This window comes from Sphingomonas sp. PSPC2-2, assembly GCF_049897725.1.
Lineage (GTDB): Bacteria > Pseudomonadota > Alphaproteobacteria > Sphingomonadales > Sphingomonadaceae > Sphingomonas.
On record NZ_JAFCWU010000001.1, the window covers coordinates 533,655 to 555,290 of the forward strand.

The 21,636-nt window shown below is 64.0% G+C and carries 21 protein-coding genes and 1 riboswitch; of the genes, 8 read left to right on the top strand and 13 right to left on the bottom strand.

All coding sequences use genetic code 11. The annotated features are described in order from the left end of the window. Positions 1 to 99: 99 nt before the first annotated feature. From fusA to rpsL, 3 genes are all read right to left on the bottom strand, one after another. Positions 100 to 2,175, bottom strand: a complete 2,076-nt coding sequence (gene fusA / locus ACP7BY_RS02615) for an elongation factor G (protein ID WP_033964941.1) — start codon at positions 2,173 to 2,175, stop codon at positions 100 to 102. A 178-nt stretch (positions 2,176 to 2,353) separates the two neighbouring features. Then, complete coding sequence (rpsG, locus tag ACP7BY_RS02620; RefSeq protein ID WP_010403744.1) at positions 2,354 to 2,824, bottom strand: 30S ribosomal protein S7; 471 nt, start codon at positions 2,822 to 2,824, stop codon at positions 2,354 to 2,356. A 58-nt stretch (positions 2,825 to 2,882) separates the two neighbouring features. Next, positions 2,883 to 3,254: a 30S ribosomal protein S12 gene (gene rpsL / locus ACP7BY_RS02625; protein ID WP_010185487.1), complete on the bottom strand. Its 372-nt coding sequence runs from the start codon at positions 3,252 to 3,254 to the stop codon at positions 2,883 to 2,885. Positions 3,255 to 3,546: 292 nt separating this feature from the next. Between rpsL and ACP7BY_RS02630 the strand changes: the two genes are divergently transcribed. After that, positions 3,547 to 4,773, top strand: coding sequence for an erythromycin esterase family protein (locus tag ACP7BY_RS02630; RefSeq protein WP_171010567.1), 1,227 nt, complete (start codon positions 3,547 to 3,549; stop codon positions 4,771 to 4,773). 92 nt (positions 4,774 to 4,865) lie between these two features. Here the strand turns inward: ACP7BY_RS02630 and ACP7BY_RS02635 are convergent, their stop codons facing one another. Then, positions 4,866 to 5,522: a hypothetical protein gene (locus tag ACP7BY_RS02635; RefSeq protein ID WP_426287979.1), complete on the bottom strand. Its 657-nt coding sequence runs from the start codon at positions 5,520 to 5,522 to the stop codon at positions 4,866 to 4,868. Between the two features lie 310 nt (positions 5,523 to 5,832). On the opposite strand from ACP7BY_RS02635, the gene glpD reads away from it, so the two are divergent. The 3 genes from glpD (at position 5,833) to ACP7BY_RS02650 (ending at position 9,560) form a co-directional block, all read left to right on the top strand. After that, entirely contained in the window at positions 5,833 to 7,335 is a 1,503-nt protein-coding gene (glpD, locus tag ACP7BY_RS02640) for a glycerol-3-phosphate dehydrogenase (protein WP_033964947.1), read from the top strand. 63 nt (positions 7,336 to 7,398) lie between these two features. Continuing rightward, positions 7,399 to 8,463 carry an NAD(P)-dependent alcohol dehydrogenase gene (locus ACP7BY_RS02645; protein WP_033964948.1) on the top strand — a complete coding sequence of 355 codons (1,065 nt, stop codon included), beginning with the start codon at positions 7,399 to 7,401 and terminating at the stop codon, positions 8,461 to 8,463. A gap of 149 nt (positions 8,464 to 8,612) precedes the next feature. After that, on the top strand, positions 8,613 to 9,560 hold the full coding sequence (locus ACP7BY_RS02650) for a rhodanese-related sulfurtransferase (RefSeq protein ID WP_137903041.1): 948 nt from the start codon (positions 8,613 to 8,615) through the stop codon (positions 9,558 to 9,560). 34 nt (positions 9,561 to 9,594) lie between these two features. On the opposite strand, the gene ACP7BY_RS02655 is transcribed toward ACP7BY_RS02650, so the two are convergent. Next, positions 9,595 to 11,127 (bottom strand): aminoacyl--tRNA ligase-related protein, encoded by a 1,533-nt coding sequence (locus ACP7BY_RS02655; RefSeq protein ID WP_033964950.1) that lies wholly within the window; start codon positions 11,125 to 11,127, stop codon positions 9,595 to 9,597. A gap of 158 nt (positions 11,128 to 11,285) precedes the next feature. Here ACP7BY_RS02655 and ACP7BY_RS02660 point away from each other — a divergent pair, with 158 nt between their 5' ends. After that, complete coding sequence (locus ACP7BY_RS02660) at positions 11,286 to 12,161, top strand: DMT family transporter (protein WP_033964952.1); 876 nt, start codon at positions 11,286 to 11,288, stop codon at positions 12,159 to 12,161. Here the strand turns inward: ACP7BY_RS02660 and ACP7BY_RS02665 are convergent. From ACP7BY_RS02665 to ACP7BY_RS02695, 7 genes are all read right to left on the bottom strand, one after another. Then, on the bottom strand, positions 12,158 to 12,784 hold the full coding sequence (locus ACP7BY_RS02665) for a DUF938 domain-containing protein (RefSeq protein ID WP_052192345.1): 627 nt from the start codon (positions 12,782 to 12,784) through the stop codon (positions 12,158 to 12,160). The two genes, ACP7BY_RS02660 and ACP7BY_RS02665, sit on opposite strands and share 4 nt — an antisense overlap. After that, the gene (locus ACP7BY_RS02670; protein WP_033964953.1) at positions 12,781 to 13,284 is read right to left on the bottom strand and encodes a CcdC protein domain-containing protein; all 504 of its coding nucleotides are present in this window, start codon (positions 13,282 to 13,284) and stop codon (positions 12,781 to 12,783) included. Before ACP7BY_RS02670 ends, ACP7BY_RS02665 begins: the two co-directional genes overlap by 4 nt. Before the next feature lie 13 nt (positions 13,285 to 13,297). After that, positions 13,298 to 14,890 carry an aminomethyl-transferring glycine dehydrogenase subunit GcvPB gene (gene gcvPB, locus ACP7BY_RS02675; RefSeq protein ID WP_033964954.1) on the bottom strand — a complete coding sequence of 531 codons (1,593 nt, stop codon included), beginning with the start codon at positions 14,888 to 14,890 and terminating at the stop codon, positions 13,298 to 13,300. Further along, positions 14,887 to 16,245 carry an aminomethyl-transferring glycine dehydrogenase subunit GcvPA gene (gcvPA, locus tag ACP7BY_RS02680; RefSeq protein ID WP_137903043.1) on the bottom strand — a complete coding sequence of 453 codons (1,359 nt, stop codon included), beginning with the start codon at positions 16,243 to 16,245 and terminating at the stop codon, positions 14,887 to 14,889. The genes gcvPB and gcvPA overlap by 4 nt, the downstream gene beginning before the upstream one ends. 118 nt (positions 16,246 to 16,363) lie before the next feature. Beyond that, a complete protein-coding gene (gcvH, locus tag ACP7BY_RS02685) occupies positions 16,364 to 16,735 on the bottom strand; it encodes a glycine cleavage system protein GcvH (RefSeq protein ID WP_033964955.1) in 372 nt (123 codons plus the stop codon). Continuing rightward, a complete protein-coding gene (gene gcvT, locus ACP7BY_RS02690; RefSeq protein WP_081988713.1) occupies positions 16,735 to 17,895 on the bottom strand; it encodes a glycine cleavage system aminomethyltransferase GcvT in 1,161 nt (386 codons plus the stop codon). The genes gcvH and gcvT overlap by 1 nt, the downstream gene beginning before the upstream one ends. A 165-nt stretch (positions 17,896 to 18,060) precedes the next feature. After that, positions 18,061 to 18,164: riboswitch (glycine riboswitch) on the bottom strand. A gap of 84 nt (positions 18,165 to 18,248) precedes the next feature. Continuing rightward, on the bottom strand, positions 18,249 to 18,905 hold the full coding sequence (locus ACP7BY_RS02695) for a hypothetical protein (protein WP_081988715.1): 657 nt from the start codon (positions 18,903 to 18,905) through the stop codon (positions 18,249 to 18,251). 120 nt (positions 18,906 to 19,025) lie between these two features. Here ACP7BY_RS02695 and ispH point away from each other — a divergent pair, with 120 nt between their 5' ends. Genes ispH through rnhA form a run of 3 tightly spaced genes read left to right on the top strand, consistent with a single transcriptional unit; the run spans position 19,026 to position 21,418 of the window. Then, positions 19,026 to 19,982, top strand: coding sequence for a 4-hydroxy-3-methylbut-2-enyl diphosphate reductase (gene ispH, locus ACP7BY_RS02700; RefSeq protein WP_033964957.1), 957 nt, complete (start codon positions 19,026 to 19,028; stop codon positions 19,980 to 19,982). A 3-nt stretch (positions 19,983 to 19,985) separates the two neighbouring features. Continuing rightward, complete coding sequence (gene thrB / locus ACP7BY_RS02705) at positions 19,986 to 20,945, top strand: homoserine kinase (RefSeq protein ID WP_033964958.1); 960 nt, start codon at positions 19,986 to 19,988, stop codon at positions 20,943 to 20,945. Beyond that, the gene (rnhA, locus tag ACP7BY_RS02710) at positions 20,942 to 21,418 is read left to right on the top strand and encodes a ribonuclease HI (RefSeq protein ID WP_137903044.1); all 477 of its coding nucleotides are present in this window, start codon (positions 20,942 to 20,944) and stop codon (positions 21,416 to 21,418) included. Before thrB ends, rnhA begins: the two co-directional genes overlap by 4 nt. On the opposite strand, the gene ACP7BY_RS02715 is transcribed toward rnhA, so the two are convergent. Continuing rightward, entirely contained in the window at positions 21,415 to 21,588 is a 174-nt protein-coding gene (locus ACP7BY_RS02715) for a YegP family protein (RefSeq protein WP_010403777.1), read from the bottom strand. The genes rnhA and ACP7BY_RS02715 overlap by 4 nt on opposite strands. Between the last annotated feature and the right edge of the window lie 48 nt (positions 21,589 to 21,636).

Here is a 21,636-nt window from a genome sequence, read left to right on the forward strand (position 1 = left end):
ACCTTATTGATCGTTTTCGGTTCGCCACAGCGCCACGCGAAGGGGGCCCCATAGCGGGAGTTTTCAGGTTACGCCAGCCCTAGCACCGGGCGGGGTGCCTTACGCCAGCTTCGCCTTAACTTCGTCGGCAACGTTGGCGGGGACTTCGTCATAATGCGAGAACTGCATGCTGTACTGCGCGCGCCCCTGCGTGAACGACCGCAGCTGGTTGACGTAGCCGAACATGTTGGCCAGCGGCACCATCGCCTCGACCGTCTGCGCATTGCCGCGGCTGTCGGTGCCCTGGATCTGGCCACGACGGCTGTTCATGTCGCCGATAACGTCACCCAGATAATCTTCCGGGGTCACGACCTCGACCTTCATGATCGGCTCGAGCAGCTTGATACCGGCCTTCTGCGCGGCTTCACGCATGCAACCACGGGCGCAGATTTCGAACGCCAGCGCGCTCGAGTCGACGTCGTGATACTTGCCGTCGGTCAGCTCCACCGAGAAATCGATGATCGGGAAGCCGATCAGCGATCCGGTCTCGGCGGTCTCGCGCATGCCCTTTTCGACCGAAGGAATATATTCCTTCGGGACGTTGCCGCCCTTCACCGAATCGATGAACACGAAACCCGAACCACGCTCGCCCGGCGTCAGCTTGACGCGGACTTCTGCGAACTGGCCCGAACCACCCGACTGCTTCTTGTGGGTGTAGGTCAGCTCGACCGGCTTTGCGAGATACTCGCGATACGCCACCTGCGGCGCACCGACATTCGCCTCGACCTTGAACTCACGCTTCATGCGGTCGACCAGGATTTCGAGATGGAGCTCGCCCATGCCCTTGATGATGGTCTGGCCGCTCTCGGCATCCGACGACACGCGGAACGAAGGATCCTCGCGCGACAGGCGATTGAGCGCGATGCCCATCTTTTCCTGGTCGGCCTTGGTCTTCGGCTCCACCGACAGCTCGATCACGGGCTCGGGGAATTCCATCCGCTCGAGGATGATCGGCGCGTTGGAGGCGCAGAGCGTGTCCCCGGTGGTCGTGTCCTTCAGCCCCGCCAGAGCGACGATGTCGCCGGCATAGGCCACCTGAATGTCCTCACGGTCGTTCGCATGCATCAGCAGCATGCGGCCAACCTTTTCCTTCTTGTCCTTGACCGAGTTGGTGACCTGCGACGCGGTCTCCAACTTGCCCGAATAGATGCGGGCGAAGGTCAGCGTACCCACGAACGGATCGTTCATGATCTTGAACGCCAGCGCCGAGAACGGCGCATTGTCGTCGGCCGGACGCGAATCGGGGGTCTCGCCGTCGAGCTTGAGGCCCTGGATGGCAGGAACGTCGAGCGGGCTCGGCAGGTAATCGACCACGGCGTCGAGCAAGGGCTGCACGCCCTTGTTCTTGAACGCCGAGCCGCACAGCACGGGCACGAACGAGAAGCTGAGCGTGCCCTTGCGGATCAGCGCCTTAAGCTGCTCGGTCGTCGGCTCGGTGCCTTCGAGATACGCTTCCATCAGGTCGTCGTCTTGCTCGACGGCCATTTCGATCAGCTCGCTGCGCGCGGTCGCGGCAGCGTCAGCCATGTCGGCGGGAATGTCCTGATATTCGAACTTCGCGCCCAGCGACTCTTCGAGCCAGATGATCGCGCGGTTCTCGACCAGGTCGACCAGACCCTTGAAATCGCTCTCAAGGCCGATCGGGAGATACAGCACCGCCGGACGCGCGCCGAGACGATCCTTGATCATCTCCACGCAACGGTCGAACGAGGCACCGGTACGGTCGAGCTTGTTGACAAAGCACATCCGCGGAACCTTGTACTTGTCCGCCTGGCGCCACACCGTCTCCGACTGCGGCTCAACACCGGCAACGCCGTCGAAGCACGCAACCGCGCCATCGAGCACGCGCAGCGAACGCTCGACTTCAATCGTGAAGTCGACGTGGCCGGGGGTGTCGATGATGTTGATGCGATGGTCGTTCCAGAAGCACGTCGTAGCAGCCGACGTGATCGTGATCCCGCGCTCCTGCTCCTGCTCCATCCAATCCATCGTCGCGGTGCCTTCATGCACTTCGCCGATCTTGTAGGACTTGCCGGTGTAATACAGGATACGCTCGGTCGTCGTCGTCTTACCGGCGTCGATATGCGCCATGATGCCGATATTGCGGTACATGTTCAACGGATGGCTGCGGGCCATGATACGTCACTCCTGGTGCCTGTGCGGCAGTCAAAATTCTGAAAGGTGCACTCTCAACACCGTTCGGGCCAAGCCTTCGAAGGCCCTGCCCTATCTTCCGAGGAAGTGCAGCCCTTCGACAAGCTCAGGGCGAACGGTAATGAGGGCGAAGGTATATCCCTTCGCCCTCATATAGTCTTTACCAGCGATAATGCGAGAAGGCGCGGTTGGCTTCCGCCATCCGGTGCGTGTCTTCGCGCTTCTTCACGGCATTGCCACGGTTGTTCGCGGCATCCATCAGCTCGCCCGACAGGCGTGCCGACATGGTGTTTTCGCTGCGCGCACGCGCAGCGGCGATCAGCCAGCGGATCGCCAGGGCCTGGGCGCGCTCGGGGCGCACTTCGACCGGGACCTGATAGGTCGCACCGCCGACGCGGCGGCTGCGGACTTCGATGCCGGGCTTCACGTTGGTGAGCGCGTCATGGAAAACCGCGACGGGATCCTTCTTCGCACGGGCTTCGACGGTTTCCATCGCGCCGTACACGATCAGTTCCGCGACGGACTTCTTGCCGTCAAGCATCACCGAATTCATGAACTTCGAGAGGACCTCATCACCGTACTTAGGATCGGGGAGGATGATACGCTTTTCTGGGCGACGACGACGTGCCATTTCAATTCTTCCTTCTAAACTTCAGCCATACGAGGATCGGCTATGTGAGCCGACCGGCTTACTTCGGACGCTTGGCGCCGTACTTGGAACGCGACTGGCGACGATCCTTCACACCCTGTGTATCGAGCACGCCGCGCAGAACGTGGTAGCGCACACCGGGAAGATCGCGAACGCGACCGCCGCGGATCAGCACGACCGAGTGCTCCTGCAGGTTGTGGCCCTCACCGGGGATGTAGCTGATGACTTCGCGGCTGTTGGTCAGGCGGACCTTGGCCACCTTGCGCAGTGCGGAGTTCGGCTTCTTAGGGGTCGTCGTATAGACGCGGGTGCAAACGCCACGCTTCTGCGGGTTCTGCTCCATGGCAGGGACCTTGGACTTGGCCTTCTGCGGATCGCGGCCCTTGCGGACCAACTGGTTGATCGTCGGCATTGAATCTCTTCACCTTGACTGTTGGTTACTTTGCTGGAGCCATCACGCCCCCCCGAACAAAATGGGGAATACAAAAAGGGCCATTGGGCGTGAAACCACCCCCTGGGCCCTGGAATGCATCCAGCAATGTTCAAGCACTGTCCCGGAGCAAGCCCCGGTCAAGCGGAGGTGCGCATACAGCGCCTTGGGGGCGGGGTCAACTGAGTCGCTCGCGGTGAGCGGCGCACCAGCGCGCCCTGTCGACAATCGCCCGCTCTGACCCTAGCCTCTCCGCATCTTTGGGAGAATGGCGATGCGGTGGCTGCGCCGGACGCATTTGGCAATGCTGGCGTTCGTGACGCTGCTCGTGCTCGTCCCCTCTGTCATACCCGCTGCGTTTGCGTCCGCACTTGCGCCGGTAGAGCGCACCGACCGACCGGCAATGCATGCGGTGATGCGAGATTTGTGTCATCGCGACGTCGGGGTTCTGGGGGAGGCCACGCACGCAGATGGGCATACCGAAGCCTTCAAGGTGGCGCTTGTCGAGCGGCTGGTGAAACAATGCGGATTTCGCGCCGTCGTGTTCGAGGGCAGTCTCTACGAGTTCCTGGGTTTCAACCGCGCGAGGCGCGATGGCCGGGCGACTGAAGCGATGGTCGGCAACGCGATCGGCGGACTCTGGAAGTTCGAGGCTGAGATCAAGCCGCTGACGCATTTCCTGTACACCGAGGCGATGGCTGGCCGGATCACGCTTGGCGGGATGGACGACCAATTGGGCGGTTTTGAGCAGCCGTTCGCGAACGAGACGATGGCGGCGCTGCTGACCCAAGGGTTACCGGTGGATCGCAGGACGGCCTGTGTCGAGGCTTTCCATCGACGCACGTACCTCGCTTTTGATGATGACCATCCAAATTCTCCAGACTTTAAGAACCGGATCGATGCATGTGCCATGGATATGCGCAGCGCGCTCTCCAAGCAGAACCTTGCCGAGGGAGAAACCGCCGAGCGGATCGAAATGCTCGACGGCATCGATCGTCAACTCGCGCGCGATCGCCTTTCATCCGAGGACTATGCGAAGGATCGGGATCGAGCGATGTATTACGCGTTCGCTCGCTTTTCCGCCAACCTGCCCAAACGCACCCGTATCATCGTTTGGACGCACAGCTTCCATGCCGCAAAGAGCCCGGCGATCCGCCCCGATCTAAACGGTGCCCTCACCTTCGGAACGCTCCTCCATCAAGCGTATGCGAGCCGCGCCTTCGCGCTCGCTTTTTCAGCGCGGGGCGGATCGTATCGCTGGAGCCGCAAGGAAAACCGACCAGTCCCGGCACCGCCGCCAGACGCGCTGGAACTGGCATCGCCAGGCGATAATCGGACCGCCTATCTCAACAGCGCAACCTTGCGCGCCCGAGGCATCGCGCCCGCCGCGCCTGACTATCACACCTATCAATCAGCACGCTGGGCAGACATTTACGACGGACTCGTTGTCTTTGCCGAGGAGCATCCACCGCACAGTAGCCGCGTCTACCCCGCGCCTTAGGGTGGGCAGGTCGGACTGGTTCAAGATCTATAGATTTTCCGAGCGCTAGCTTCCGTTCAAACGACCAAATGCGAGCCCGCTACCGAGACCACTCAGCTCGAAGCCAATGATCGGGTCGCAAGCCAATCCTTCAGCGCGAGCCAGTGGTTTGCTCCAGCTTCGACAAGAAGGGTTAGGCCGGGCTGCGCGTGCGCCTCGATCAGGCTCGTGAGGTTGAGGTTTCGGCGATAGCTGAGATCCGCTACGACCCGACTGCCAATGCCCTTCCCGCAAGGTGTGCCGTTCGCCGGATCGTATTGGTCGCCATATGCTTGGCGGTACCACGCTGCATAATCGAACCCGGCAACCGGCGCGACGGTAGCCGCATAGCGCATTTGCCGCTCTACCGTTCCCGCGGCGTTCCGGGCATCAAAAGGGTTTACCTTCGACCGTAACAAATGCGCGCCGAGCGCATCGGCGATGGCGACCTTATCTTCGACGAGGACCTTATAATCCTGATCCGGGCTGAAATCCCAGCCGGAGAAGTGTGCACCGCTGTCCAGCGCCAGCTTTACGGCGTACAGATTCTCCGATGCAGCACCGCCGTCCGTTCGATGCCGTGCAAGGTTGGCGATATCCTTCAGATACCAGTCGAACCCGCTTTTGGCCGAAGACACGCCCTCGACCAAGACGAACCCTGGCCTGTAGTGCTCGACCGCCGCCTTGATCTGCCGGTGCGTCTCGTCTGTGATATCGTCGGTATGCTCCACCCCGACAAAGACGAGCTTGGCTCGATTTCGCAGGTGGTAGACATGGGTAAACGGCTTTGCCCATCCCGCAGGCGTCGTGCACATATCGTGCGATGCCGGTGCGGTCGCTGCTGCGCTTGAGTCGATCGTGGCGCTCGCCGCAACCGGGCTTAGTGCGGCGAGCCAAATAAGCGAAAGAGACACTACTCGCATCGTCGGCCCCTTCGAAGAGCTGGAACGTTACCACAGAATTAGACCTGCAATTGTGTCAGCATCGCGGCTCCCGCAAACCGCAGTCGCATCCGCCGCGCGAGTGCGATACAGGACAGCGGTGACATACGATCTCCTCATCGTCGGCGGCGGTATCAACGGCTGTGCGATCGCGCGCGAGGCCAGCTTGCTTGGCCTCAAGGTCCTCCTGGTCGAGCGCGACGATCTCGCCGCGCACACCTCCTCGGCCTCGACCAAGCTGATCCATGGCGGGCTGCGCTATCTCGAATATTATGAGTTCAAGCTCGTCGCCGAGGCGCTGCGCGAGCGCGAGCGGCTGGTGAAGGCCGCGCCGCACATCATCCATCCGCTGCGCTTCGTCCTGCCGCACGAAAATGCGCTGCGGCCGTGGTGGATGGTACGGCTCGGCCTCTATCTCTATGATTTTCTGGGCGGCAAGATGACGCTGGCGCGCTCGCGCGGGCTGCGGCGGAGCGACACCGCCTTCACCGCGCCGCTCAAGGGTGCGGGCAAGGGCTTCGTCTATTCGGACGCCTTCGTCGACGATTCGCGCCTGACCGTGCTCAACGCGGTCGATGCCGCCGCCAACGGGGCCGAAATTGCGGTCGGCACCGCGCTCGAGTCGGCGCGGCGCGAGGGCGATGTCTGGCGTGCGACGCTGTCCGATGGACGCACCGTCACCGCCCGCGCGCTGGTCAATGCCGCCGGGCCGTGGGTGCATCAGTTGCTCGGGCGCCTCGGCGTCAACGCCGCCTCGGGCGTGCGGCTGGTCAAGGGCAGCCACATCGTCGTGCCGCGCCTGTTCGAGGGCGACCACGCCTATATCCTGCAGCAGCCCGATGGCCGCATCGTCTTCGCCATCCCCTATCAGGGGGCCTTTACCGAGATCGGCACCACCGACATTCCGGTCGATGCCCCCGAAGACGCGCAGATCGACGCGGGCGAAATCGCTTATCTCTGCGAGGCAGTGAACCGCCATTTCGTCCGGCAGATCAGCCCCGCCGACGTCACCTCGACCTGGTCGGGCGTGCGCCCGCTTTATGACGATGGTGCGAGCGAAGCCAAGGCGGTGACGCGCGATTACGTGCTGGAGCTCGACACCAACGGCCCGACCTTGCTCTCCATCTTCGGCGGCAAGATCACGACGGCGCGGCATCTCGCCGAAGAGGCGTTGGGCAAGCTGTCGGGCCCGATGGGCTTCACCGCGCATCCGGTTACGCGGGCGCGGGTGTTTCCCGGCGGCGCGATTCCGGACTTTGCGCAGTTCCTGGCCCAGGTCCGCGCGCGGTGGCCTTTTCTGGGCGATGCGCAGTCGGAGCGCATGGCGCATGCTTACGGCTCGCGCCTCGCAGAAATGCTCGACGGCATCGACAATGAAGCCGCGCTCGGAGCAGATCTCGGCGGGGGCTTGACCGAGCTCGAGGCGCGCTGGCTGCACGATCGCGAATGGGCGCGCAGCACCGACGACGTCCTGCTCCGCCGCACCAAATTGGGGCTGCATCTGAGCGCGGCCGAGCGCACGCAGGTCGAGCGCTGGTGGACGGAAACTTTCCCGACCGCAGGCGGGAACGATGTCGATCACGGGCGAGTTACCGCAGCCTAGTCACACCACCATCCAAGCACAGCCGCTCCGTGCCCGCGCGTAGCGGCGGCGAAAGGATTTCGCATGACCACCACCACCCACGCCTTTGCCGCGCATGCCGCCGACGCGCCGCTCGCGCCCTTCTCGTTCGAACGCCGCGATCCTCAGCCCGACGACGTAGCGATCGACATCCTGTTCTGCGGCGTCTGCCATTCCGACCTGCACACCGTGCGCGGCGAATGGGGCGGCACGCTATACCCATGCGTGCCGGGGCATGAGATCGTCGGTCGCGTTACTGCGGTCGGCAGCAACGTCACCAAATTCGCGGTCGGCGACATCGCCGGGGTCGGCTGCATGGTCGACAGCTGCGGCCACTGCCCGTCCTGCACCGACGGCGAGGAGCAATATTGCGAGACGACCGGCTTTGTCGGCACCTATAACGGGCCCGATCCGGTGATGGGCGGCCACACCATGGGCGGCTATTCCGACCATATCGTGGTGAAGCAGGATTTCGTGCTGAAGGTGACGCATGACGAGGCCGATCTCGCCGCCGTCGCGCCGTTGCTGTGCGCCGGGATCACCACCTATTCGCCGCTGCACCACTGGAAAGTCGGGCCGGGGCAGAAGGTCGGCGTGGTTGGGCTGGGCGGGCTCGGCCATATGGGCGTCAAGATCGCCGCCGCGATGGGGGCCGAGGTCTATGTGTTCAGCACCTCCCCCAGCAAGCGCGACGATGCCAAGCGGCTCGGCGCGACCGACCTGATCGTGTCCAAGGACTCGGAAGCGATGGCCGCCCATGTCAACAGCTTCGACTTCATCCTCAACACCGTTGCTGCCGCGCACGATCTCAACCCGTTCCTCGCGCTGCTCAAGCGCGACGGGACGATGACGCTGGTCGGCGTGCCCGAATCGCCGCATCCCGCGCCCGATGTCGGCCATCTTGTGTTCAAGCGCCGCGCGCTTGCCGGATCGTTGATCGGCGGGATCAAGGAGACCCAGGACATGCTCGATTTCTGCCGCGAACATGGCCTGACCGCCGATATCGAGATGATCCGCATCCAGGATATCGACGCCGCTTATGACCGGATGGTGAAGAGCGACGTGAAATACCGCTTCGTCATCGACATGCAGTCGCTCAAGACGGCGTAAAACGGCCCCCACTTCCGTTCGGGCTGAGCTTGTCGAAGCCCTCCGCTTTACTCGCGCTCAGGCGCTTGTGGCGAGGGCCCTTCGACCGGCTCAGAGTGAACGGAGGGGCGGTTCCCCTCATTGATGAAACCTTTTAGAGGGGCGGCGTCATGACAAATGCCCCCTCCCCCATCACCGTCGCCGCGCTTTACCGCTTTGCCCGCTTTCCCGATCCCACTGCCATCCGCGCGCCGCTGCTCACTTTGTGCGAAGCAGAAGGGATCAAGGGTACGCTCCTGCTCGCGCGCGAAGGCATTAACGGCACCATCGCCGGGTCGGACGCGGGCATCGCCGCTGTCATTGCGCACATCCGCACCCTGCCCGACTGCTCAGGCATCGTGGTCAAATACAGCCATGCCGCGACGATGCCGTTCCATCGCCTCAAGGTCCGTCTCAAGCGCGAGATCGTGACGATGGGGGAGCCCGATATCGATCCGCTGCAAGGTGTCGGCCATTATGTGAAACCCGCCGACTGGAATGCGCTGATCGACGATCCCGACACAATCGTGATCGACACGCGCAATGCCTATGAGGTGAAGGTCGGTACCTTCGCCCGCGCGATCGACCCGGCGACCGAGAGCTTCCGCGACTTTCCCGCCTGGGTGCGCGAGCACCGCGCGGAGCTGGAGGGCAAGAAGGTCGCGATGTTCTGCACCGGCGGCATCCGCTGTGAGAAATCGACCGCTTTCCTCAACGCCGAGGGGCTGGACGACGTTTTCCACCTCGAAGGCGGCATCCTGAAATATCTCGAAGAGGTGCCGGAAACCGAAAGCCGCTGGCACGGCGAATGCTTCGTGTTCGACGAGCGCGTTGCGGTCGGCCACGGCCTCGCGCTCGGCACCCATGAACTGTGCCGCGCCTGCCGTATGCCGGTCAGCCCCGCCGACCGCGCCTCACCGCTGTATGAGGAAGGCGTCGCCTGCCCCGCTTGTCATGCCACCCGCGATGCGCAGGCGCGCGCGAGCTATGCCGAGCGCCACCGCCAGGTAAAACTCGCCGAGGCGCGCGGCGAAGCGCATGTCGGCGCGCGCTTCACGCCCGATCTTACGAAAAGCTGAAGCGAATCGCCGCACGCACGATCGGGCACCAGTATCAGTAGGCCCGTCCGATCAGCACGCGTTCAACCGCAGCGGCTCCGGTAAACACACATACCCCGTCCGGTGCGGCCTGTTGCATCGGTGCGTTACGGATGGTGAGCTTCAACGCCTTGAGCCGCTCGACCACCGCATCCAGCGCAGCGCCGGTGGGCCGTGACCATTGGACTTCCAGCCAGCCCGGGTTCTTCACGCCCTCGGCAAAATGCGCTTCGATCGCGGCGAAGTCGGCGGCGGCAACAATATTCGCCTGCAGCCGCTGACGCGCTTCTGCGTGCAGTCCGGCCTGGATTTCCTCCAGCAAACCGGCTGCCTGGCCGACGAAATCGCCCCGCGTGACGACGGCGCTGTCGAGCTTGCCGTCTTCGCGGTAGAGCCGGTCACGCCGAATCACCGAGACGTTGCCGCCCGCGACATCGCGCCCGCCCACTTCGATCACGATCGGCGCGCCCTTCTTGACCCAGCCCCAGCGCTTGGTCGCAGCCTTGCCGAATTTGAGATCGAGCAATGCGCGCACCGGCTCGCCCAGTGCCGATTGATTGGCCAACTCAGCCTGCAACGCCTTGCAATAGTCGACGATCGCGGCGTCCTCGGGCTGATCGCGCAACATCGGCACGATCACGATCTGCCACGGCGCAATGCGCGGCGGCACGCGCAGGCCGTCGTCATCGCCGTGAACCATGATGACACCGCCGATCATCCGCGTCGACACGCCCCAGCTCGTCGTATTGGCAAGGACGAATTCGCCCTGGTCGTTCTGAAAGCGGATGTTCTGCGCGCTCGCGAAATTGGTGCCCAGGAAATGGCTGGTGCCGGCCTGCAACGCCTTGCCGTCCTGCATCATCGCTTCGATGCTGTAGGTCGCGACGGCACCGGGAAAGCGTTCGTTCTCGGGCTTCTCGCCCGCGACCACCGGCAGCGCGAGGCAATCCTCGGAAAACGAACGATAGACCTCGAGCATCTTGAGCGTTTCCTCGCGTGCTTCCTCGGCCGAAGCGTGCGCGGTATGCCCCTCCTGCCACAGAAACTCGCTGGTGCGCAGGAACATGCGCGTGCGCATTTCCCAGCGGACGACGTTCGCCCATTGGTTGATCAGCACCGGCAAATCGCGCCAGGACTGCACCCACCGGGCAAAGGCGGCCCCAATCACCATTTCGGAGGTCGGGCGGACGACGAGGGGTTCTTCGAGCTTGGCCTCGGGATCGGGAATGAGCCCGCCTTTGCCGTCCGCCTTCAGCCGATGATGCGTGACGACCGCCATTTCCTTGGCGAAGCCTTCGACATGCTCCGCCTCTTTCTCGAAATAGGAGAGCGGGATGAACAGCGGGAAATAGCAATTCTCATGGCCCGTCGCTTTAATCCGGTCATCGAGCAGCCGCTGGATCCGCTCCCAAATGCCATAGCCCCACGGCCGTATGACCATGCAGCCGCGCACGCCCGATTCCTCGGCAAGGTCGGCTTCTGCAATGACGGATTGATACCAGGCCGAGAAATCGGCCTCGCGGGTGACGGGGAGTGCGCGTTTGATCATGCCGGTGCGGATAGCGACTGGCGACGCGCGCGTCACCCCCGCGCTTGTGTCTCGCGCCGCGCGGCGTCATGGACCAATGCATACTCTGGAGACACTCGATCGACGCCCCCGCCCTACCCTCCGTCGAAACGGCGCCGCGCTATACCCCCGACCGCGTCATGCTGGGGCTGGCCTTGCGCCTGCTCGCCATCGCTGGCCTGGCAACGATGAGCGCGCTGATCAAACTCGCGGAAAATCGTGGGGCGAACCTCGCCGAGACGATGTTCTTCCGTCAGGCCTTCGCGGCGATGCTGATTTTGGGAATCGTGGTGACCGGTCCCGGCCTTTCGTCGCTCCGGACCCAGCGATTCGGCGCACATGTCCGGCGCACCGCCGTTGGCCTGATCGGCATGGTGACCACTTTCGGCGCGGTGTTGCTGTTGCCGTTGGCAGACGCGACCACCTTGCAGTTTACCGTGCCGATCTTCGGCACGCTGCTGGGGGCGCTCATCCTCGGCGAACAGGTCGGCATCCACCGCTGGGCCGCGGTCGTCGTCGGCTTTATCGGCGTATTGATCGTGACCCAACCGGGGACCGGCGCGTTGCCATTGGGCGGGGCGGCGGTCGGCCTTGTCGCGGCGATGTTCGTGGCATTGGTCGCGATCCTGCTGCGCCAGATCGGGCGCACCGAAAGCGCGCTGACGACGGTCTTCTGGTTTTCGGCGCTGTCGATCCCGCCGCTCGGCATCGCCTATGCGCTCAACCTTCAGCAGCACGATGCCTTGACCTGGGCAATTCTGGTGGGCGTCGGCCTGATTGGCGGGCTCGCGCAACTGGCGTTGACCGCAGCAGTGCGCCACGCGCCGGTCTCGACCGTGATCCCGATGGATTATTCGAGCCTGTTCTGGGGCACGCTTTATGGCTGGCTGCTGTTCGGCACGTTACCCGGCTGGGGCACTGTCCTCGGCGCGCCGATCATCGTGGCGAGCGGGCTCTACATTGTCTGGCGGGAGCAGGTCCGGCAACGCCCCGTGACCGAAGCCGTAAGCCCCTAACGGCGACAAAACACCAATAGCAGGTTGTTGGCAGGCATTGCGAGGCATTGGTCGAGCGAGAAGGATGTCGCCGCAGCCGTTACTGCCTCAACGGAACGCAACCCCCAGCGCGAGTCGCGCGCACGCAGCGATTCGTCGAACGCGAGGTTGCTCGGTGCGGTCGGGACGCCCGCTTGCAGAAACGGGCCATACAAGATCAACGGTGCCCCCGACGGCAGGACCGACCCAGCTCCCGAGAGCAAACCGAGCGTCGCTTCCCACGGGCTGATATGGGCCATGTTGATGCAGAGCACCGCGTCGGCACGGCGGATCGACCATTGGCTCGCAGCCGCATCGATATTGAGCGGTGGAAGGACATTGGCTATCCCCTCGCACCACGCGCCGATCGAGCGGCGCGCATCCGCGTCGGGGTCGCTTGGCTGCCAGTCAAGCGCGGGAAATTCCTGCGCGAAATAGGCGGCATGCTCGCCCGATCCGCTCGCGATTTCCAGCACCAGACCAGCAGACGGGAGTGTTTCGCGCAGCACATCGGCAATCGCCATGCGGTTGCGCAGTGTCGCCGGGGCATGGCGCCGCGCGTCTTCCCCCGCCTCCCCCGGAATCCAGGGGACGGGTGTCGTCACGCGCGGGCTTCGGCGAGCAGGCGATTCGCGCGCAGATACATTTCCAGCCGCTGCGCTGCGAACACGCCGAGCGAGAGCGCCGCGAAAGTATCGATCAGCACCGCCAGGTTGAAGTGCAACGCAGCCCCTTCCGCCTGCGCGACCGATTTGATCGCGATCAGCGCCACGATGAAGGCAAGCGCCCAGAGCGAGGCACGCTGGCGCAGTTCGTGGGTTTCGGGGTCGACATGGATTTGCATGGTCTTGCCGCGCTGCCAGCCGAGTGCCGCCCCGACCAGCAACGCCGCCACCGCGATCCCCCACCCAGCCAGCGTGGGCGGGCTGCGATAGAAGATCACGGCGACGACGGCGGTGTAAAGTGCCGGTACGATCCACAATTGCTCGACCTTGAGCGGCCTGAGCCGGGTCAACCGCCGCGCACGCAGCGCGAACACCGCAAGGAAGATCGCGATCGGGATTGCATATTGCAAAATCCCCGGCGGCGCAGCGTGGACCGGCATGAATTTCCCCCTGTTATTCGGCCGCTTGGGCCAGACCCGGGTCCTTCCATATCAGCACTGGCTTGCGTGCCGCCAGTGTTTCATCGAGGCGGCTGCGCGGCGCGAAATGCGGGGCGCTCTTCAGGCTGATATCGCCCGCCTTGGCGCGCTCGGCGACCGAGCGCAAAGCGCCGATGAACTGGTCGAGCGCGGCCTTCGATTCGGTCTCGGTCGGCTCGATCAGCATCGCGCCGTGGACGACCAGCGGGAAGTACATCGTCATCGGGTGGAAGCCCTCGTCGATCAGCCCCTTGGCGACGTCGATCGTCGAGAAACCGTCGGCGAGGCCATTATCCGAGAACAGCGCCTCGTGCATGCACGGGCCCGATGCGGCGAACGGCGCGTCGAGCGTCTTTTCCAGGCTGCGCAGGATGTAATTGGCGTTGAGCACGGCGTCTTCCGAAACCTGGCGCAGGCCATCCGCTCCGTGGCTGAGGATATAGGTCAGCGCGCGGGTGAACATGCCCATCTGGCCGTGGAAGGCAGTCATGCGGCCGAAGGTGTGCGGGTGTTCGTCGCCCGCCGTTTCTTCCTCGATCAGCGCGATATGGCCGTCTGCATAGCGCGCGGTGAAGGGCAGCGGGCCGAACGGCGCGAGCGCTTCCGACAGCACGACCGGGCCCGAGCCGGGACCGCCGCCGCCATGCGGGGTGGAGAAGGTCTTGTGCAAATTGATGTGCATCGCGTCGATGCCGAGATCGCCCGGGCGCACGCGGCCGACGATCGCGTTGAAGTTCGCACCGTCGCAATAGACATAGGCCCCGACCGCATGGACCGCGTCCGAGATCGCCTTCATGTCGCGCTCGAACAGCCCGCAGGTATTGGGGTTGGTGATCATCACCGCCGCCACGTCCGGCCCGAGCCGGGCCTTGAGCGCTGCGGTATCGACACGCCCTTCGGCGGTGGCGGGAATATCCTCGACGGTGAAGCCCGCAAACGCGGCGGTCGCGGGGTTGGTGCCATGCGCGCTCTCGGGCACGAGCACGACCTTGCGGTGGCCCTCGCCGCGCGCTTCCAGCGCCGCCTTGATGCACAGGATGCCGCACAATTCGCCATGCGCGCCCGCCTTGGGGCTCATCGCGACGCCGTACATGCCGGTCAGCTTGATCAGCCACACCGCCAGTTCGTTGATGACGCCAAGCGCGCCCTGCACGGTATCGACCGGCTGGAGCGGATGGATATCGGCGAAACCGGGCAGACGCGCGACCTTCTCATTGAGGCGCGGATTGTGCTTCATCGTGCACGATCCGAGCGGGAAGAAGCCGAGGTCGATGCCGTAATTCTGGCGGCTGAGGCGCGTGTAATGGCGCACCGCTTCCGGTTCCGACAGGCCGGGAAGGCCGATCGGCGTGGTGCGCGCGAGGCTGCCGAGGCTGGTGCCTGACGGCCCCTCTCCCCGGAGGGGAGAGGGAGAAGATGCGAAATCGACGCCTGTGGTCTCCGAATCGCCGATCTCAAAGATCAGCGCTTCTTCCAGCATCAGGCCCTTGTTCCCAGTGACGGTCGGCGAGGCCTTGCCACCGGCGACGGGCGCTTCGGGGCGCCATCCGCTTGCATTGATGCTCATGCCAGAATCTCCTCGAGCGCGGCGGCCAGCGTTTCTACATCTTCTGCCGAGGTCGTCTCGGTCACCGCGACGACCAGGCCGTTGGCGAGGCTCGCCTCACCCGGATAGAGCCGCCCGAGCGATACGCCCGCCAGGATACCGCGTTCAGCCAGGGCGCGCACAACCGGCCGCGCTTCTTGCGGCAGCTTCAGCGTGAATTCGTTGAAGAAGGTGGTCGTTACCAATTCGACCCCTGGCACCTGCGCCAGCCGTGCCGCCGCCGAAGCCGCGCCGTGATGGTTGATCTGGGCCAGCGTGCGCAGGCCCTTTTCGCCCAGCAGCGTCATATGAATCGAGAAAGCCAGCGCACACAGGCCGCTATTGGTGCAGATGTTCGACGTCGCCTTTTCGCGGCGGATATGCTGCTCGCGCGTCGACAGCGTCAGCACGAAACCGCGGCGGCCATCGGCATCCAGCGTCTCACCGCAGAGGCGGCCCGGCATCTGGCGGACGTATTTTTCCTTGCAGCCGAACAGGCCGACATAGGGGCCGCCGAACTGCAGGCCGACGCCGAGCGACTGGCCTTCGCCGACGACGATGTCTGCGTCCATCTCACCGGGCGACTTGATCGCACCCAGCGCAACCGGCTCGGTCACCACCGCAATCAGCAGCGCCTTATTGGCGTGGCAGGCGTCCGCAAGCGGCGTGAGGTCGGCGATGCGGCCGAGAATGTCGGGATATTGCACGACGACGCACGACGTATCCTTGTCGATCGCCGCGATCAGCGTTTCCAGATCGGTGTCTGCGCTCAGGGTCGGCGTCGCGGTTTCGAGCACGTCGCCGGTGAACTTCGCCATCGTCTTGGCGACCGAGACATAATGCGGGTGCAGGCCAGAGGACAGGATCGCCTTGCCGCGCTTGGTGATGCGGCGCGCCATGCCGATTGCTTCCCAGCAGGCGGTCGAGCCGTCATACATCGAGGCGTTGGCGACATCGGTGCCGAGCAGCCGCGCGACTTGCGTCTGGAACTCGAACAGCATCTGCAGCGTGCCCTGCGCGATTTCGGGCTGATACGGGGTATAGGCCGTCAGGAACTCGCCGCGCTGGATCAAATGATCGACCGAGGCGGGCACATGGTGGCGATAGGCACCGCAGCCAAGGAAAAAGGGCGCTTCCCCCGCCGTCAGATTCTTGCGGGCCAGCGCGCTCATATGGCGCTCGACCGCCATTTCGCTGGCGTGCATCGGCAGATCGTGGATCGGGCCGTCGAGCCGGGCGGCTTCGGGCACGTCGACGAACAGATCGTCGATCGAAGCGGCACCGATGACGCCGAGCATCGCCTCGCGATCGGACTGAGTCAGGGGTAGGTAACGCATTTCAAAATCTCCCCCCTTCCGCACGGCGGGAGGGGTTGGGGGAGGGAATGACAAAGCTTGGCGGTGAGCAAAACGCCCTCCCCCAGCCCCTCCCGCACGGCGGGAGGGGAGAAGGAGATCAGAGCTTCGCGACGAATGCCTGATAGGCGACTTCATCCATCAGCTCGTTCAGCTCATCGGCGTCGCTCAGCGTCAGCTTGAAGAACCAGCCATCGCCTTCGGGATCCTCATTGACGAGGCCGGGCGTGTCGGCGAGCGCGGCGTTGCCGTCGATCACCGTGCCGGACACCGGCGAATAGACGTCCGACGCGGCCTTGACCGATTCGACGACCGCGGCTTCATCGCCCTTGGCCAATTCCTTGCCCTCTTCGGGCACGTCGACGAACACGATGTCGCCGAGCTGGCTCTGCGCATATTCGGTAATGCCAACGATGCCGATGTCACCATCGACATCAACCCATTCATGATCTTCAGTAAAATAACGGCTCATCACTTGCCTCCTGCGCGGACGTAGCGGTGGGGAATAAAGGGCATTGTCGTCACGGTCGCTTGATGGACCTTGCCGCGCTGCGCCAATTGAATTGTCGTACCGGGAACCGCAAGCGCAGTCGGCACATAGGCCATGGCGATCGGCGCGCCGACGCTGGGGGCGAAGCCGCCCGAGGTGACGCGGCCGACGTCAGAGCCCTGCGCATCGAGCACAGCAGCACCTTCGCGCACCGGCTGGCGGCCACCGACCATCAGCCCGACGCGCTTGACGATCGCGCCGTTTTCACGCTCGGCCAGGATGCGTGCTGCGCCCATGAAGTCGCCCGCCTCGCGGCGGCGCTTCGATAGCGCAAAGCCGAGATCCGCCTGGATCGGCGTCGTTTCGGGGTCGAGATCATGGCCGTAAAGCGGCAAGCCGGCCTCAAGCCGCAGCGAATCGCGCGCGCCAAGGCCGATCGGCTTTACCTCAGGCTCGGCGGTCAGCGCATCAGCCAGTGCCTCGACATTCTCGGCAGGCACCGAAATCTCGAAGCCATCCTCGCCGGTATAGCCCGAGCGGCTGATCCACAGCGGAATGCCGTTCCACTCGAAGCCGCCAGCGGTCATGAACACCAGCGCTTCGACGCCCGGCACCAGCCGCGCCAGCGCATCGACCGCCTTGGGACCCTGCAACGCCAGCAGCGCCTGGTCTTCCATATGGTTGAGTGCGATGTCGTCGGGCAGATATTCGAGCAAATGCGCGATATCGTCGATCTTGGTCGCACCGTTGACGACCATGTAAAAGCCCTGAATGTCGAACGGATTGGCGTCGGGCAGGCGCGTAACCATCAGATCATCAAGGATGCCGCCATCTTCGGCCAGCAGTAGCGAATAACGCTGCTTGCCTGCGCCCAGCCCGGCAATGTCGGCGGGCAGCACGGCTTCGAGGGCGGCGACCAGATCGGCACCTTCATCGGAGCGGAACAGCAACTGTCCCATATGGCTGACATCGAACAGGCCAGCCGATTCGCGCACCCACAGATGCTCGGCCATGATGCCTTCATATTGCACCGGCATCTCATAGCCCGCGAACGGCACCATGCGGCCACCACGGGCGCGATGCCAGGCGTCGAGCGGCAAGGTCTCGATCGCGATTTCGTCGGGAATTTCAGCGTCGGTCATAAAGGCCTTCCGTGCGAGGTCTACGGCGTAGCATGACGCCGTAGCGTCCATGATCCGCCGCCCCCTCTGTCACGGATACCTGAGAGCTTTGACTTGCCGCACGTGCCGCAAGCTTACCCCTTCGGTGGCACATCGCCCAAGGCGAGTGCGCTTTCCAGAGTGTCGATGGCCCGCGCGGTCCGGTTGCCTGAGAGATTCCGGGGCGGTTGCTCCTTCGGCGGTCCAGAATGCCGCAAACGGCATCCGGGACGCTCTCCCGCGCGTGCCTATCCCGGTTGCCCGCGATCGACGCCTTCGGTTTGACGCGGCGCAGCAAGCGAGTCAACGACCCTTTGCCACAACCGCGTCAACAATCAGCGTGTGGCGTTATATTTCAGCTGGTCGCTGGTGAGCTGGAAGCCAACCAATGCCTCGAAGGTAGCGCGCAGCACCGCCTGGCGAACTTCCGGACGCGTCAACGGATCGACCGCGGCATCCTCGCCGCCCGCCTTGCGCTTTTCGAGCAGCTTCTTGCGGACATCGTCAGGCAGCGTAGCGGCGGCGCGCGACACGGTCGCGGTGCCGGTTCCCTGCACCGACGCGCGCGGCTGGCCCGCCTCGAAATGCAGCGTGACATGTCCAAGGCGCTTGGCAACGACGGCGCTGCCGCCCTGCACAACGGTGACGAAATAGGGCAAGGTCACGTCGCGGGCACCATCGGTCCGCAGCCGCCGCCCTTCGACCGAGAAGGTCAATGTAGTGAGAATGTCGTCGCCCGCATCGGTGCAGGTCGAACGAACGTTGGTCAACACCGCCGTAAGGTCGAGCGCGGTGGCATCATGGCTGGTCGCGGGATCGAACAGCGTAATGTCGCCGGTGCCGGCCGGGACCGCCACGCTTGGGCACGCCGTGCGGACCGCGGTGATGCCGCCTGTCTCGTCCAGCTCGCCCGTGTGCCGACATCCGCCGAGCAAAACCGCCGCGAACACGGGAAGTGAGAGGGCGGCGATGGCTGATTTCCGGAATGTCACGGGGTCACGCACCTTATCATGCAAAAGGGATCGCCTGCTTTAGGATTTATCGCGCAGGCGCGAGCGCACCATAGGAACCGGCTATCGCCCGCGCAAGCAATCGCGTAGGCTTGCTGCGAGATGTTCACCGCTTCAAAGCCAAAACTCGAGCTCATCATCGCCGCGCCGCGCGGCTTCTGCGCCGGGGTCGACCGTGCCATTCAGATCGTGGAACTGGCGATCGCCAAATATGGCGCACCCGTCTATGTTCGGCACGAAATCGTCCACAATCGCTTCGTCGTCGACATGCTGCGCGACAAAGGCGCGGTGTTTGTGGAGGAATTGGATGAGGTGCCCGACGGCGTTCCCGTCGTCTTCTCCGCGCATGGCGTCCCCAAGGCCGTGCCGAACAAAGCGGCCGAACGCGGCCTCGCCTTTTTCGACGCGACCTGCCCGCTGGTGTCCAAGGTTCACCGCCAGGCTGAGCGCATGGTCCAGCTCGGGCGGCACATCGTGTTCATCGGCCATGCCGGACATCCCGAAGTGATCGGAACGTTCGGCCAGGTGCCCGAAGGCGCGATGTCGCTGGTCGAAACCGTGGCGGATGCCGAAGGCTATACGCCCGCTGACCCCGACAACCTCGCCTTCCTGACCCAGACGACCTTGTCGATGGATGACACCGCCGATGTGGTCGCCACGCTGCAACGGCGTTTCCCCTCGATTCAGGGGCCGCGCGGCGAGGACATTTGCTACGCCACCGCCAACCGCCAGGGCGCAGTCAAGGCGATTGCCCATGCGTGCGATGCGATGTTGGTGATTGGCGCGCCGAACTCTTCAAACTCGGTGCGTCTGGTCGAAGTCGCCGAGCGCGAAGGTACCCCTGCTCGCCTGATTCAGCGTGCGGCGGACCTCGACTGGAGCTTCGTCGACGGCATTAGTAGACTGGGCATTACGGCCGGAGCATCCGCACCGGAGGTGCTGGTGCGCGAACTGGTCGATCGGCTGGCTGAACGGTTTACGGTAACCGAGCGCGAAGTGGAAACGAAGCGCGAGACGGTCTCGTTCAAGCTGCCCCGCGGGCTTGAAGCAACGGCCTGAGCGATGGCCGTGTATACGCCGGTATCGGCCGAGGTCCTGGCCGGTTTCCTCGCGCGCTATGACGTTGGCGAGTTGGTGTCCGCCAAGGGAATCGCCGAGGGTGTCGAGAACACCAACTACCTGGTCGACACCACCACCGGCCGCTTCATCCTGACGCTGTATGAAAAGCGCGTCGAGGGCGGCGACCTGCCCTATTTCATGGCGCTGCTCGATCATCTCGCAGCGCGCGGCAACCCTGTACCGCCAGCGATCAAGGACCGCGACGGCACCGCGATTCAGACGCTGGAGGGTCGTCCCGCCTGCCTCATCAAGTTTCTGTCCGGCGTGTCGGTATCGCATCCGACCGCAGCACAGGCGCGCGCTGCGGGAGTGGCGATGGCGGATATGCACGTCGCCTTGGCCGATTTTCCCGAGACACGTGCCAATTCGATGGGGGTCGAGACCTGGGCCCCCTTGTTCGAGCGCTGCGGGCGCAGTCTCGATACCATCGCGCCCGGCTTGTATGATGATCTCGGCTTCGCGATCGATCGGGTCGTCGGTGCATGGCCCCGGGCGACGCTCGACACGGTCACCATCCATGCCGACCTCTTCCCCGACAATGTGCTGATGCGCGGCGACGCCGTATCCGGGCTGATCGATTTCTATTTCGCCTGCACCGATCTGCGCGTGTACGATCTGGCGATCATGCACAGCGCCTGGGCCTTTGACGCCACGGGGGCGCACTATGACGCCGCCATCGGCGATGCGCTGACGGCAGGGTATGAGCAGCGCTTTCCGCTATCGTCGGTCGAACAGGCCGCCTTCCCGACGCTGGCCAGCGGGGCCTGTGTCCGCTTCGCCCTGTCGCGCGCATGGGACTGGCTCAACACCCCCGCCGACGCGCTCGTCACGCGCAAGGACCCGCTCGCTTATGTCCGGCGACTCTCGCATTATGCGCCGGAGCTGGTTAAGCGGACGCGATGACCGCGACAGCAAAAGACCCGCCCAAAGAACTCACCAAAGTCGAAATCGCCACCGATGGTGCCTGCAAGGGCAATCCCGGCCCAGGTGGCTGGGGCGCGCTGATTCGCGCAGGCGGCACCGAGAAAGAGCTGTCGGGCGGTGAAGCGCTGACCACCAATAACCGCATGGAATTGATGGCCGCGATCGAGGGGCTGAACGCGCTGAAACGCCCCTGCCATGTCATGCTCTCGACCGACAGTCGCTATGTGATGGACGGGCTGACCAAGTGGATCAAAGGCTGGCAAAAGAACGGCTGGAAGACCGCTGCGCGCCAGCCGGTGAAGAATGCCGATCTGTGGCAGGCGCTGCTCGACGCGGCGAAACCGCACCGGGTCGAATGGACCTGGGTCAAAGGCCATGCCGGCCACCCCGACAACGAACGCGCAGACCGGCTGGCGAGCGATGCCGCGGTGGCCGCTGGCAGGCGCGCTTAAGCCTCTTCGACCGGCGCGCCCGGACCGTTCTTCAGCACCGATTCAATCGCATTCTTGGCCCCGGCCTTGCTCGAATAGCCTTCGGTCCACCAAATCAGTTCGCTGTTATATTTGAACTTGGCGACATACTCGCCCGCCTTGTTCTGCTCGATCACGAATTTGTGTGCCATGCGAACCTCCCCGGTTTGTCGGTTCGGGAAGGATAGCGACGAGAATAT